Below are 12,964 nucleotides of genomic sequence, written 5' to 3' on the forward strand. Positions count from 1 at the left end.
GAGCATGAAGATGAAAGGAATGTTTTCCGAGGTCGATGGCGGCAATAGCTACGTTGTTCATGGCAATGATCTCCGATGAGCCCTCTGTGAAAGCTTAGTGGGCGATCACAGGGGGCAGCGGGGGGGGTAGCCATTTCATTAGTTAGGCTGACAGTCGCCACCGTGCAAAACACGGTCGCCACAGGGCGTTTCTACCGCTCGTCTGCTGCGTAATGTTCTGGCCACGGTGCACAAAGACACCGGCCCGACAATAATCCGCTGCCGCACGAGACTCACCCCGATGAAAAGACTGTTTACCCGCTGTCTCTCAATCCTCTGCGGCACCGCTCTATTGAGTGCCGGCGCCATGGCTGCGGACGACGCCTCTTGCAAAACCGTGCGCATGGGCGTGGTCAACTGGACCGACGTGATCGCCACCAGCGGCATGGCCGATGTACTTCTCAACGGTCTGGGCTACGAAAGCAAGCAAACCAGTGCCGTGCAGCAAATCATTTTCGCTGGCATCCGCGACAAGCGCCTGGACATCTTCCTTGGTTACTGGAAACCGGCGATGGATAAAAACATCGCTCCGTTCGTGGCGGCCAATCAGGTCAAGGTCATGGACAAACCGAGCCTGGCCGATGCCCAGGCCACCCTCGCGGTCCCGGACTATGTGGCAGCGGCAGGACTGAAAACCTTCGCCGACATCGCCAGGTTCAAGGATCAGCTCGGCGGCAAGATCTACGGTATCGAGCCGGGTAGCGGTGCCAACACCACGATCAAGACCATGATCGAAACCAATCACTTCGGTCTGAAGGATTTCAAGCTGATCGAGTCCGGTGAGGCCGGAATGCTGGCGGCCGTGCAGCGGGCGGTGAATCGCAAGGAGTTGGTGGTGTTCGTCGGTTGGACCCCGCATCCGATGAACATCAACATGAAGATCACCTACCTGACCGGCAGTGAAGATGTCTACGGTCCGAATGAAGGCGCCGCGACCGTCTCCAGCGTGACTGCCCCGGATTACGCGGAGCGCTGCCCGAACGTCAATCGGCTGCTGGAAAACCTGACGTTCACCGCCGCCCAGGAAAGCCAGTTGATGGTCCCGATCATGGAGCGCCAGTCGGCTCAGGATGTCGCCAGGAAATGGCTGCGCGAGCATCCGGAAGATCTCCAGCGCTGGCTGGCCGGTGTCAGCAGTTTCGATGGCAAGGATGGCGTGGCGACGGTTCAAGCCAGTTTGAAAAACTGACACCAAACCCCTGTAGGAGCGAGCTTGCTCGCGATAAGCCCGAGAACGCCGCGGGGTATCAGGCTTCTCGCGTTCTCGTTGACGATCATCGCAATCAAGCTCGCTCCTACAGGGGCCATACATTTCCCTGAACGGGCACCAGGCTCATGGCTCCTTACCCGCTTTCTGAACAAATGACGGCGTTCGTCGACAAAACCCTGAGTTTCAACAGCACCGACAGCAGTATCACCGGGTTGCGCCAGGCCTACAGCGAGATGTGCCGAGCGTTTACCCCGGCACGCCCCGCCGGGTTGTACGTGGTCGATTTCGAGCTGGCCGGCGTTACGGTTCGTTCCTATCAACCTCCGGCCAGTGGTGCGTCCTGCATCGTTTACCTGCATGGCGGTGGCTGGGTGGTGGGGGACCTGGATTCTCACGATTTCATCTGCGCCGAGTTGGCATCGACGCTAGGTGTGCTGGTGATCGCCGTGGATTATCGCCGGGCACCGGAGCATCCGTTTCCCGCCGCGTTCGATGATTGCCTTAAGGTCTGGCGAGCATTGCGCACCGGGCCGTTTCAACTCGACCCGGCGCGCACGCTGGTGGCTGGCGACAGTGCCGGCGGCAACCTCGCAGCGGCGTTATGCCTGGCGCTGCGCGATGCCGGCGAGCCGGTACCGTGCGCGCAGGTTCTGATCTATCCGGGGTTGGGCGGGGATCAACGGTTGCCATCGCGCAGTGAGTGCATCGACGCGCCATTACTCAGCAGCAGTGACGTCGATTGCTATCACGCGCTCTACCTGTGCGGTACCCGCCATCCGAACGCCTACGCCATGCCATTGCTGGCCAGGGATTTCAACGGACTGCCACCGGCATTGATCGCCGTGGCGCAATTCGACCCCTTGCGCGATGACGGCGTGTTGTATGCCGAGCGTCTGAGTGCTGCGGGCGTGGCTACCACGCTATATGTCGGCGATGGCCTGGTTCATGGCTGTTTGCGGGCCCGCGGGCAGGTGCCCGAGGTCGATGCGCTGTACGAAACCTTGTTTGGTTATCTGGCGGCAAAACTCTGACCCCGCACAGACATGCTCATTGACGTAATTCGGGTTTATGATGCCGGACGGCAGAATAATAGAAGTCCCCCCAGGGATGAACTCGACCCCTTACGGAGTGCGCAATGCAGACTTTGTACCCGCAGATCAAACCCTACGCCCGGCACGATCTGGCCGTCGATGCAACTCATACCCTGTACGTCGACGAAAGCGGTTCACCGGAAGGTTTGCCGGTGGTGTTCATCCACGGCGGCCCCGGTGCCGGATGTGATGCCCAGAGTCGTTGCTTCTTCGATCCCAACCTGTATCGCATTGTCACTTTCGATCAGCGCGGTTGCGGTCGCTCCACTCCCCACGCCAGCCTGGAAAACAACACGACCTGGGATCTGGTCGCCGACCTGGAGCGTATTCGCCAGCATCTGGGTATCGACAAATGGGTGCTGTTTGGCGGCTCCTGGGGTTCGACCCTGGCGCTGGCTTACGCGCAAACCCACCCTGAGCGGGTGCACGGTCTGATCCTGCGCGGGATCTTTCTGTGCCGGCCGCAGGAAATCGAATGGTTCTACCAGGCCGGCGCGAGCCGTCTGTTCCCCGATTACTGGCAGGACTACATTGCGCCGATCCCGCTGGATGAGCGCGGCGACTTGCTGACCGCGTTCCACAAACGTCTGGTCGGCAACGACCAGATTGCCCAGATGCACGCGGCCAAGGCCTGGTCCACCTGGGAGGGCCGCACCGCGACCCTGCGTCCGAACCCACTGGTGGTCGATCGCTTCTCCGAGCCACAACGTGCATTGTCGATTGCCCGCATCGAATGCCACTACTTCAGCAACAATGCCTTCCTGGAACCGAACCAGTTGATCCGCGACATGGGCAAGATCGCCCATTTGCCTGGCGTGATCATCCATGGTCGCTATGACGTGATCTGTCCGCTGGATAACGCCTGGGAATTGCACCAAGCCTGGCCGAACAGCGAACTGCAGGTCATCCGCGATGCCGGTCATGCCGCTTCAGAACCGGGCATCACCGACGCACTGGTACGCGCCGCCGATCAGATGGCCCGACGTCTGCTCGACCTGGCGCCTGACGAGGCATGAAGGGTCTGCTGCAACGGGTGCGTGGCGCACGAGTCGAGGTGGCGGGCGAGGTCGTGGGTGCCGTTGATCAGGGATTGCTGGTCCTGGTGGCCGTCGAGCCCGACGACACGCGGGCCAGCGCTGACAAACTTCTCAATAAGCTGCTTAACTATCGAGTGTTCAGTGACGCTGAGGGCAAGATGAATCTGTCCTTGGCGGATGTGGGCGGCGGGCTGCTGCTGGTCTCTCAGTTCACCCTGGCTGCCGATACCAAAAGCGGGCTGCGTCCGAGTTTCTCGACTGCGGCCCCTCCGGCGTTGGGAGAGGAGTTGTTCGACTATCTATTAAGCAAAGCGAAACAGGTGCATGGCACTGTGGCATCAGGTAGATTCGGCGCGGATATGCAGGTGCACCTGGTCAATGACGGCCCGGTAACCTTCCTGTTACAGACCTGAAAGCGCTTGAAACAAGTTTTTAAGCTCATTTCGACTGAAAACCGGGCTTTATCGCGATAAATACTTTGTTACCCCTGATGCGTTGTAACGCGGCCTACTAGATAATCGCGCGCTACGGGGATCAGCGTTCGTTGGTCCATTTTGACTTAGGTAGAGACTTGTCTGGATCCGATTGGGGAATCATTTCGCCCCAGCGGAGTCGGAACAATGCTCGCCAACTTGGCAAGAGTGGTTTGCAAGGACGGTTTTTTCATGCCGTACACCGTGCAGACCCTTTAACTGGCCGTTGGTTTTTTGATCTGTTTTCGGCGAGGGTTGCTCGTGATTGTTAGTCCCTGTAACGCACCAAAATTGTCTGCCAAACGGTTACGCAGCGCCCTTATAGCGGGCTCTGCACTGCTCTGCCTGCTAAGCGCGGGTCAGCTTTGGGCATTCAGTCTGGATGATGTATCGGCCAAGGCAAAAGAGCTGGCCGGGCAGAAGTACGAAGCGCCGCGCAGTAACCTGCCGAACGAGTTCCGCGACATGAAATTCGCGGACTATCAGAAAATTCGTTTTCTGACGGAAAAAGCCGAATGGGCTGATCAGAAGACGCCGTTCAAGCTGTCCTTCTATCACCAGGGCATGCATTTCGATACGCCGGTGAAAATCAACGAAATCACCGCGAACACCGTCGAAGAGATCAAATATGATCCGAGTCGTTTCGACTTCGGCGACATGCAGTTCGATCCAAAGGCCACCGAACAACTGGGTTATGCCGGTTTTCGTGTGCTGTACCCGATCAACAAGGCCGACAAGCAAGACGAAATCATGACCATGCTTGGCGCGAGCTACTTCCGCGTCGTCGGCAAGGGCCACGTCTATGGTTTGTCCGCTCGCGGCATGGCGCTGGATACCGCATTGCCGTCCGGCGAAGAATTCCCGCGTTTCCGCGAATTCTGGATTCAACAGCCCAAGCCGGGCGACAAGCACCTGGTGATCTTCGCCCTGCTGGATTCTCCGCGTGCAACTGGCGCCTATCGCCTGACCCTGCGTCCGGGCAGCGACACCATCGTCGACGTCAAGGCGCAGATGTTCCTGCGTGACAAGGTCGGCAAGCTGGGTATCGCCCCGTTGACCAGCATGTACTTGTTCGGCGCCAACCAGCCGTCGAAAGTACTGAACTACCGCCGCGAGCTGCACGACTCCAGTGGTCTGGCGATCCATGCCGGCAACGGCGAGTGGATCTGGCGTCCGCTGAACAACCCGAAACACCTGGCCGTGAGCAACTTCAGCGTGGAAAACCCGCGCGGCTTTGGCCTGCTGCAACGTGGCCGCGACTTCAGCCACTACGAAGACCTCGACGACCGGTACGACAAGCGCCCAAGCGCCTGGATCGAGCCGAAGGGTGACTGGGGCAAGGGCACCGTCGACCTGGTCGAGATTCCGACTGCCGACGAAACCAACGACAACATCGTTGCCTTCTGGAACCCGGAAAAATTGCCGGAGCCTGGCCAGCCGCTCGATGTCGCTTATCGTATGCACTGGACCATGGATGAAGACTCGATTCACGCGCCGGACAGCGCCTGGGTCAAACAGACCCTGCGTTCGACCGGTGACGTCAAACAGTCCAACCTGATTCGTCAGCCGGACGGCAGTGTTGCCTACTTGGTGGACTTCGAAGGCCCGTCCCTGGCGGCATTGCCGGCCGATGCGGACGTTCGCAGCCAGGTCAGCGTCGGCGACAACGCCGAGCTTGTGGAAAACAGCGTGCGCTACAACCCTGAAACCAAGGGCTGGCGCCTGACCCTGCGGATGAAGATCAAGGACCCAGGCAAGTCCACCGAGATGCGTGCCGCACTGGTGCAGAACATCGTGCCTGCGGACCTGGCCAAGACGTCGATTCCGTCGTCGAATTCGTCGGTTGCCAAGGCCGACAAGGTCGCCGCCAAGCAACAAGAGAAAGCGGACAAGGAAGCCAAGCAAGCGGAGGCCAAGCAGGCCGAAGCCAAGCCTGTTGCAGATGCCAAGGACAAGGCCAATAAAGACGCCAAGCAGCCTGTCGCTGCCGACGCGGCCCCAGCCACACCGGAATCGGCCCCGACTGAAGAAGTCCTGACCGAGACCTGGAGCTATCAGTTGCCTGCCGATGAGTAACTCTCAAGTACGGCCAGAAACTCTTTCCGAGTATCTGGCGCATCTGCCGATGACCGACGAGCAGCGCGCGGAACTCGCGGGCTGCCAGTCTTTCAGCGAATTGCACGAACGCCTGTCGTCATCGACGTTCGACGCCCCGACCGAAGCCGCCCAGGCTTCGGTCGGCAAACGCCTGACCCTGAGCACCGCCGAAGAGCTGCAGGACGCGGAAATGCTGGTGCTCGACGCCAACGGCCGGGTCTGCCTCAAGGCGACCCCACCGATCCGGCGGACCAAGGTCGTGCCGGAGCCGTGGCGCACCAACATTCTGGTGCGTGGCTGGCGCCGGATGACCGGTCGTACCAACCCGCCGAAGCCGCCGAAGGACGAACGTGTCCTGCCGGCCGCACGCTGGCGCACCGTCGGATCGATCCGTCGCTACATTCTGTTGCTGCTGATGCTCGGCCAGACCATCGTCGCCGGTTGGTACATGAAAGGCATCATGCCGTACCAGGGCTGGTCGTTCGTCGATCTCAACGAAGTGCTGCACCAACCGCTGTTGCAAACCGCCACGCAAGTGCTGCCGTATGCCTTGCAGACCAGCATCCTGATCCTGTTCGGGATTCTGTTCTGCTGGGTATCGGCCGGTTTCTGGACTGCGCTGATGGGCTTCCTCGAGTTGCTAACCGGTCACGATAAATACCGTATCTCCGGTAAAAGTGCCGGCAATGAGCCAATTCCGAAGGATGCGCGCACCGCTCTGGTGATGCCGATCTGCAACGAAGACGTACCTCGGGTATTCGCCGGTCTGCGCGCGACTTTCGAGTCGGTTGCAGCCACGGGTGACCTGGACCGTTTCGACTTCTTCGTCCTCAGTGACAGTAACGACGCCGATATCTGTGTTGCCGAGCAACAAGCCTGGCTGGATGTCTGCCGTGAAGCCGGGGGCTTCGGCAAGATCTTCTATCGTCGCCGTCGTCGTCGCGTAAAGCGCAAGAGCGGTAACCTAGACGACTTCTGCCGTCGCTGGGGCGGTGACTATAAGTACATGGTCGTACTCGACGCCGACTCCGTGATGAGCGGTGAGTGCCTGACCAGCCTGGTGCGCCTGATGGAAGCCACGCCGGATGCCGGGATCATCCAGACCGCGCCACGTGCGTCGGGCATGGACACCCTGTATGCGCGCATGCAGCAGTTCGCCACTCGCGTGTATGGCCCGTTGTTCACCGCCGGTCTGCACTTCTGGCAACTGGGTGAGTCGCACTACTGGGGCCACAACGCGATCATTCGCATGAAGCCGTTCATCGACCACTGCGCCCTGGCGCCGTTGCCGGGTACAGGCGCGTTCTCCGGCTCGATCCTGTCTCACGACTTCGTTGAAGCCGCGTTGATGCGCCGTGCCGGTTGGGGCGTGTGGATTGCCTACGACTTGCCGGGCAGCTACGAAGAACTGCCGCCAAACCTGCTGGACGAACTCAAGCGTGACCGTCGCTGGTGCCACGGTAACCTGATGAACTTCCGCCTGTTCCTGGTCAAGGGCATGCACCCGGTGCACCGCGCGGTGTTCCTGACCGGCGTGATGTCCTACCTGTCGGCGCCGTTGTGGTTCTTCTTCCTGGTGTTGTCGACAGCGCTTTTGGCGGTCAACACACTGATGGAACCGCAGTACTTCCTCGAACCGCGTCAGCTGTATCCGTTGTGGCCGCAATGGCATCCGGACAAGGCGATTGCCCTGTTCTCGACCACGATCGTGCTGCTGTTCCTGCCGAAGTTGCTGAGCATCATCCTGATCTGGGCCAAGGGCGCGAAAGAGTTCGGCGGCAAATTCAAGGTGACCTTGTCGATGCTGCTGGAGATGTTGTTCTCCATGCTGCTGGCGCCGGTGCGGATGATTTTCCATACCCGTTTCGTCCTCGCCGCGTTCCTCGGCTGGGCCGCGACCTGGAACTCGCCGCAGCGTGACGACGACTCCACGCCGTGGAGCGAGGCGGTCAAGCGCCACGGCCCGCAAACCCTGCTGGGCTTCTTCTGGGCCATGCTGGTGATCTGGCTGAACCCGAGCTTCCTGTGGTGGCTCGTGCCGATCGTCGGTTCGTTGATGCTGTCGATCCCGGTATCGGTGATCTCCAGCCGCGTTGGCCTGGGCCTCAAGTCCCGTGACGAGAGCCTGTTCCTGATCCCTGAGGAATACAATCCGCCGCAGGCGTTGCTGGCCACCGACCAGTACACCCACGAAAACCGCTGGCACGCGCTGAACGACGGCTTCGTCCGTTCGGTGGTCGATCCACAGCAGAACGCCCTGGCGTGCTCGCTGGCGACCTCCCGTCACAATCAGGCCGAGCCGATCGAATGGCTGCGGATCGAGCGGGTGCGGCACGCGATGAAGGTTGGGCCTGAAGGCCTGACCAACAACGAGCGTGTGCAACTGTTGAGCGACCCGGTGGCATTGGCCCGTCTGCATGAGCAGGTCTGGAGCGAAGGTCATGCCGAGTGGCTCGGCGCATGGCGCAAGTCGGTCAAGGCCGATCCCCATGCACCGCTGCTGCCGCTCAAGCCGATGAGCGTACAGCCTCAGATGGCGTAATGAAAAAAACCCGCGAAAGCGGGTTTTTTTTGGCTTCAAGATTGTTCTTGAGCTTGCGCCAGATGTTGTAACGGCAGCGTCTGGTCGGACGCCATCGCGGGCAAGCCCGCTCCTACAAGGTTGTGTGTACAACGCAATTCCCTGTGGGAGCTAGCCTGCTAGCGATTGCATCGCCTCGGTTTCAAGTGCACCGAGGCATGCGGATCAGCTCAAACCCTGAACTTGCCTACCAGCATCTGCAAATGCGTCCCCAACCGCGCCAGCTCAACGCTGGAGGCGGCGGTCTCTTCACTGGCTGCCGAGGTCTGGTCCGACACATCGCGCACGTTCAGCACGCTGCGGTTGATCTCTTCGGCCACGGCGCTTTGTTGTTCGGCGGCAGCGGCGATCTGCTGGTTCATCGCCTGAATCGCCGAGACGGTGCGGGTGATGCTTTCCAGTGAGCCGCCGGCGCGGCGGGTCAGTTCGACACTGCTGTCGGTCAGGGTGCGGCTGTTGTCCATGATGGTCGCGACTTGCTGCGTGCCATTTTGCAGGCCGACGATCAACTCTTCGATCTCTTCGGTGGACTTCTGCGTGCGCTGGGCCAGGCTGCGAACTTCGTCGGCGACCACGGCAAAACCACGTCCGGCTTCACCTGCACGGGCAGCCTCAATCGCGGCGTTGAGGGCCAGCAGGTTGGTTTGCTGGGCCACGGATTTGATCACGTCGAGCACGCTGCCGATCTTGTCACTTTCGCGCTTGAGTTCGCCCATGGCCTCGGTGGAGTGACCGACTTCCGCGGCCAGACGTTCGATCTGGGCGATGGCTTCACCGACCACTTTGTCGCCCTCGCGGGCCTGCTGGTCGGCGGCGACGGCGGCTTCGGAGGCTTCTTCGGCGTTGCGCGCAACTTCCTGCACGGTGGCGGCCATTTCGTTCATGGCAGTCGCCACCTGATCGGTCTCGACCTTCTGGCTGTTGACCCCGGCGCTGGTCTGCTCGGTGACGGCGGACAGCTCTTCGGCGGCGCTGGCGATCTGCGTGACGCCATCGCTGATGCCGCCGATCAGTTCGCGCAAGCCCTGGGTCATGCTCTGCATGGCGCGCTGCAGCTGGCCGAGTTCGTCGCGGCGCTGCGAGGTCAGGTTATGGGTCAGATCGCCACTGGCGACGCGTTCAGCGACGGCCAGGGTCTGATTCAAAGGAATGATGATCTGCCGGGTGATCGCCCAGGCGGCCAGCAGGCCGAAGGCGATGGCCAGCACAGTGGCGAGGCTCAGCATGTTCTTGGCATGGGCGGCGTCGGTGTCGCGCACGATAGTTTGCGAGACAGTGAGTTTCTGGCTCATGTCCAACAGGATGTCGCCTTGGGCAGACATGCGTACCAGGGCGTTGGCGCTGGCCACCTGGGAGTCGCGGAACTGGCTGACAGCGGCGCGGTAGGCCTTCAGCGAATCAGTCGCCTGTTGCAGATTGGCGATGTGTTCTTCAGGCAGTTTGGCCGGCAGGCTCTCGAGGTTTTTCAGGGCGTTGTCGATCGCGTCGAGGGCCGGCTGTTCGGCTTCGCTCTTGCCGCTGTAGGTGTAGCCACGCACCTGGAAACGCGCCTGCTGGATCAGTTTGCTCAGGTCGATGATGCTGTTGAAGGCGGCCACGCTGTCACCTTGCAGCATGGACTTTTCCACCTCGGCGACGCGGGCCACGGCGTTGTCGGCGGTAGCGCCGAGTTTGCTGCGGGCGTCTTCACGCTGGGCGCCGGCCTGGGTCATGTCGCTGAAGGCACGACGGTATTCGGCGACAGCAGCCAGTTGTTGATCGACCATGGCCGTATCGGCCGGTTGCTCGATCAGGCCTCGGGCGGTCTGCAAGCCGCTTTCGAGTTTACCCAGCAGATCGTTGACGGCGCCGGGACCTTGTTCGCCGCGACGCATCTCGTAATTCAGGCGGGCAATGCGCAGGTCCTTGGTCAGGTCGTTGAGACTGGCGATGAACCCCAGTTTATCGCCACGGCTGGTGACGCCGCTCAGGCCGCTCCAGCCGGTGAAGGTGATCAACAGGGTCAATAGCAGCACCAGACCGAAGCCGATTCCCAGCTTGCGTTTGACGCTGACATTTCCCAGATTCTCGGCTAGCGATTGGTACATGCTGAAACTCCCCGGACCACAATTTGGTTTTATGAGGGGGGTATCGGCAGGGGAGCCTGAATCTGTAGGCGCTGCCCGATGTTCGGGCTCGCTCCTACAGGGTGAATGTGGATGTCAGAAAAGGCGGGCCAGCAGCGCGGTCACGGCAGTTTCGACGCGCAGGATGCGTTCACCCAGTTGCACCGGTTGCAGCCCGGACTTGCCCAGCAGGTCGATCTCGTAGGGAATCCAGCCACCCTCGGGGCCGATGGCCAGGGTCACCGGTTCGCTGAGTGCGCGAGGGCAGGGCGGGTAATTGCCCGGATGCCCCACCAGGCCGAGGGTGCCGTCGGTGATCGCCGGCAAACGGTCTTCGACGAACGGCTTGAAGCGTTTTTCGATGACGACTTCCGGCAGCACACTGTCCCGCGCCTGTTCGAGGCCGAGGATCAACTGCTCGCGAATCGCCTCGGGCTCCAGGAACGGGGTCTGCCAGAAGCTCTTCTCGACGCGATAGCTGTTGACCAGCACGACACGTGGCACGCCCATGGCTGCCACGGTCTGGAATACCCTGCGCAGCATCTTGGGGCGTGGCAGGGCCAATACCAGGGTCAATGGCAGCTTGGCAGGTGGTGGCTGGTCGAGGGTGACGCGCAATTCCGCTTCGCCGGCGTCCAGGCGCAGCACTTCGGCCGAGCCCATCAGCCCGCCAATCCGCCCGACGCGCATGCTGTCGCCGACTTCGCAGCGGTGGACTTCCTGCATGTGGGTTAACCGGCGATCACGCAGGACCGCCCGGTCGGTCGCAATGAAATCGGCCTCTTCGAGAAGCAGCAGGTTCACGCTTGGGTCGCTGGCGGCTGGTCGTTGTGGTCGTCAGCCGGTTGGTCGTCCGGATGCTCGCCACGTTTGCTGATCAGGCTGCCAAACAGGATGCCGATCTCGAACAGTAGCCACATCGGCACGGCCAGCAAGGTCTGCGAAAAGATGTCCGGCGGCGTCAGGATCATGCCGACCACGAAGCAGCCGATGATCACGTACGGGCGGATCTTCTTCAGGTATTTGACGTCGACCACGCCGATCCACACCAGCAGCACCACGGCCACCGGGATTTCGAACGCCACGCCAAAGGCAAAGAACAGCGTCATGACGAAGTCGAGGTAACTGGTGATGTCGGTCATCATTTCCACACCGGCCGGGGTGGCGGCGGCGAAGAACTTGAAGATCAGCGGGAACACCAGGAAATAGGCGAACGCCATGCCGGCGTAGAACAGAAAAATGCTGGAGACCAGCAAGGGCACGGCGATGCGTTTTTCATGCTTGTACAAGCCCGGGGCGATAAAACCCCAGATCTGGTGCAGGATCACCGGGATGGCCAGGAACAGCGAGACCATCATGGTCAGCTTCAGCGGCGTCAGGAACGGCGACGACACGTCAGTGGCAATCATCGTCGCGCCGGCCGGCAAGTACGCACGCAGTGGCGTCGAGACGAAGGTATAGATCTGCTGGGTGAAGGCAAACAGCCCGGCAAAGATGATGAAGATCGCCGCTACGCAGCGCAGCAGACGGGTACGCAACTCGGTGAGGTGCGAAACCAGCGGCATGTGCTGGTCGTTTTCAGGAAGATCGCTCATGGGGCTCGCGGCGGCAGTGTTGGGTCATGAGGGGCCGGCGCAACGGGCGCAGCCGCAGGTGTAACGGGTTCAACCGGAGTGGCTGCAACGATAGGCGCAGGTTCGACAGGCGCGACTACGGGAGCAGGTGTCGGGTCGATGACAGCGGCAGGCGCATGAATCGTCTGCGCACCCACGTGCTCCACTGGCGTCGGCTCCTGCTGGGTCGGCGTGAAGATTTTCCGCGCCTCCTGCTCAAGCGACAGAATGTGTTCGTTGTGCAGTTGCCGACGAATCTCGTCGGCACCGATTTCACGTTCAACTTCCTGTTTTATCGCGTTGAAGCTGCGCTTCAGGCGCCCGACCCACAGGCCAGCGGTGCGCGCAGCGCCCGGCAAGCGCTCGGGCCCCAGCACCAGCAGGGCGACGAGGCCGACGAGCAGCAGTTCAGAGAAGCTGATACCAAACATTAGTCAGTGCTCACACGTCTTTGCGAATCGGCTCTTCGACTTTCTGTGCCTGCACGTCGATGGTGTGCGGCTGGTTTACAGAGGCCTGGGGCTGTACCGGCGGAACTGGTTGGGCCGGGGTCGCACTCGGGTCGGCCGGTTTTTCGTCATCGTTCATGGCTTTCTTGAAGCCCTTGATCGACTCGCCGACGTCGGTGCCGAGGTTTTTCAGCTTCTTGGTGCCGAATACCAGTACCACGACAACCAGGATGACGATCCAGTGTTTCCAGTCAAAAATGCCCATGCTG

General features: G+C 60.9%; 11 protein-coding genes and 1 pseudogene. 6 read left to right on the forward strand and 6 right to left on the reverse strand.

The features are described 5' to 3' along the window. The first annotated feature begins 280 nt into the window (after positions 1 to 280). From B0D71_RS25905 to mdoH, 6 genes are all read left to right on the forward strand, one after another. Positions 281 to 1,228 carry a choline ABC transporter substrate-binding protein gene (locus tag B0D71_RS25905; protein ID WP_103397250.1) on the forward strand — a complete coding sequence of 316 codons (948 nt, stop codon included), beginning with the start codon at positions 281 to 283 and terminating at the stop codon, positions 1,226 to 1,228. Between the two features lie 146 nt (positions 1,229 to 1,374). Beyond that, entirely contained in the window at positions 1,375 to 2,280 is a 906-nt protein-coding gene (locus B0D71_RS25910; protein WP_103397251.1) for an alpha/beta hydrolase, read from the forward strand. A gap of 104 nt (positions 2,281 to 2,384) precedes the next feature. Further along, positions 2,385 to 3,356: a prolyl aminopeptidase gene (gene pip / locus B0D71_RS25915; protein WP_103397252.1), complete on the forward strand. Its 972-nt coding sequence runs from the start codon at positions 2,385 to 2,387 to the stop codon at positions 3,354 to 3,356. Continuing rightward, positions 3,353 to 3,790, forward strand: a complete 438-nt coding sequence (gene dtd / locus B0D71_RS25920) for a D-aminoacyl-tRNA deacylase (RefSeq protein ID WP_103397253.1) — start codon at positions 3,353 to 3,355, stop codon at positions 3,788 to 3,790. Before pip ends, dtd begins: the two co-directional genes overlap by 4 nt. Positions 3,791 to 4,111: 321 nt before the next feature. Beyond that, a complete protein-coding gene (locus B0D71_RS25925; RefSeq protein ID WP_103397254.1) occupies positions 4,112 to 5,926 on the forward strand; it encodes a glucan biosynthesis protein G in 1,815 nt (604 codons plus the stop codon). Beyond that, positions 5,919 to 8,489 (forward strand): glucans biosynthesis glucosyltransferase MdoH, encoded by a 2,571-nt coding sequence (gene mdoH / locus B0D71_RS25930; RefSeq protein ID WP_103397255.1) that lies wholly within the window; start codon positions 5,919 to 5,921, stop codon positions 8,487 to 8,489. The genes B0D71_RS25925 and mdoH overlap by 8 nt, the downstream gene beginning before the upstream one ends. 209 nt (positions 8,490 to 8,698) lie before the next feature. Here mdoH and B0D71_RS32465 read toward each other — a convergent pair whose 3' ends face one another. From B0D71_RS32465 to B0D71_RS25955, 6 genes and pseudogenes are all read right to left on the reverse strand, one after another. Next, positions 8,699 to 9,571 (reverse strand): methyl-accepting chemotaxis protein, encoded by an 873-nt coding sequence (locus B0D71_RS32465; RefSeq protein ID WP_371918066.1) that lies wholly within the window; start codon positions 9,569 to 9,571, stop codon positions 8,699 to 8,701. Next, positions 9,554 to 10,615, reverse strand: a pseudogene (locus B0D71_RS32470) (methyl-accepting chemotaxis protein); the annotation flags it as partial. The gene B0D71_RS32465 and the pseudogene B0D71_RS32470, both read right to left, overlap by 18 nt. 114 nt (positions 10,616 to 10,729) lie before the next feature. Beyond that, positions 10,730 to 11,437, reverse strand: a complete 708-nt coding sequence (locus B0D71_RS25940; protein ID WP_103397257.1) for a 16S rRNA (uracil(1498)-N(3))-methyltransferase — start codon at positions 11,435 to 11,437, stop codon at positions 10,730 to 10,732. Continuing rightward, entirely contained in the window at positions 11,434 to 12,228 is a 795-nt protein-coding gene (tatC, locus tag B0D71_RS25945) for a twin-arginine translocase subunit TatC (protein ID WP_103397258.1), read from the reverse strand. Before tatC ends, B0D71_RS25940 begins: the two co-directional genes overlap by 4 nt. Next, positions 12,225 to 12,677, reverse strand: a complete 453-nt coding sequence (gene tatB, locus B0D71_RS25950) for a Sec-independent protein translocase protein TatB (protein WP_103397259.1) — start codon at positions 12,675 to 12,677, stop codon at positions 12,225 to 12,227. Before tatB ends, tatC begins: the two co-directional genes overlap by 4 nt. Before the next feature lie 10 nt (positions 12,678 to 12,687). Next, a complete protein-coding gene (locus B0D71_RS25955) occupies positions 12,688 to 12,960 on the reverse strand; it encodes a twin-arginine translocase TatA/TatE family subunit (protein ID WP_103397260.1) in 273 nt (90 codons plus the stop codon). Between the last annotated feature and the right edge of the window lie 4 nt (positions 12,961 to 12,964).

The sequence above is a fragment of the Pseudomonas laurylsulfativorans genome (genome assembly GCF_002906155.1).
Classification (GTDB): domain Bacteria; phylum Pseudomonadota; class Gammaproteobacteria; order Pseudomonadales; family Pseudomonadaceae; genus Aquipseudomonas; species Aquipseudomonas laurylsulfativorans.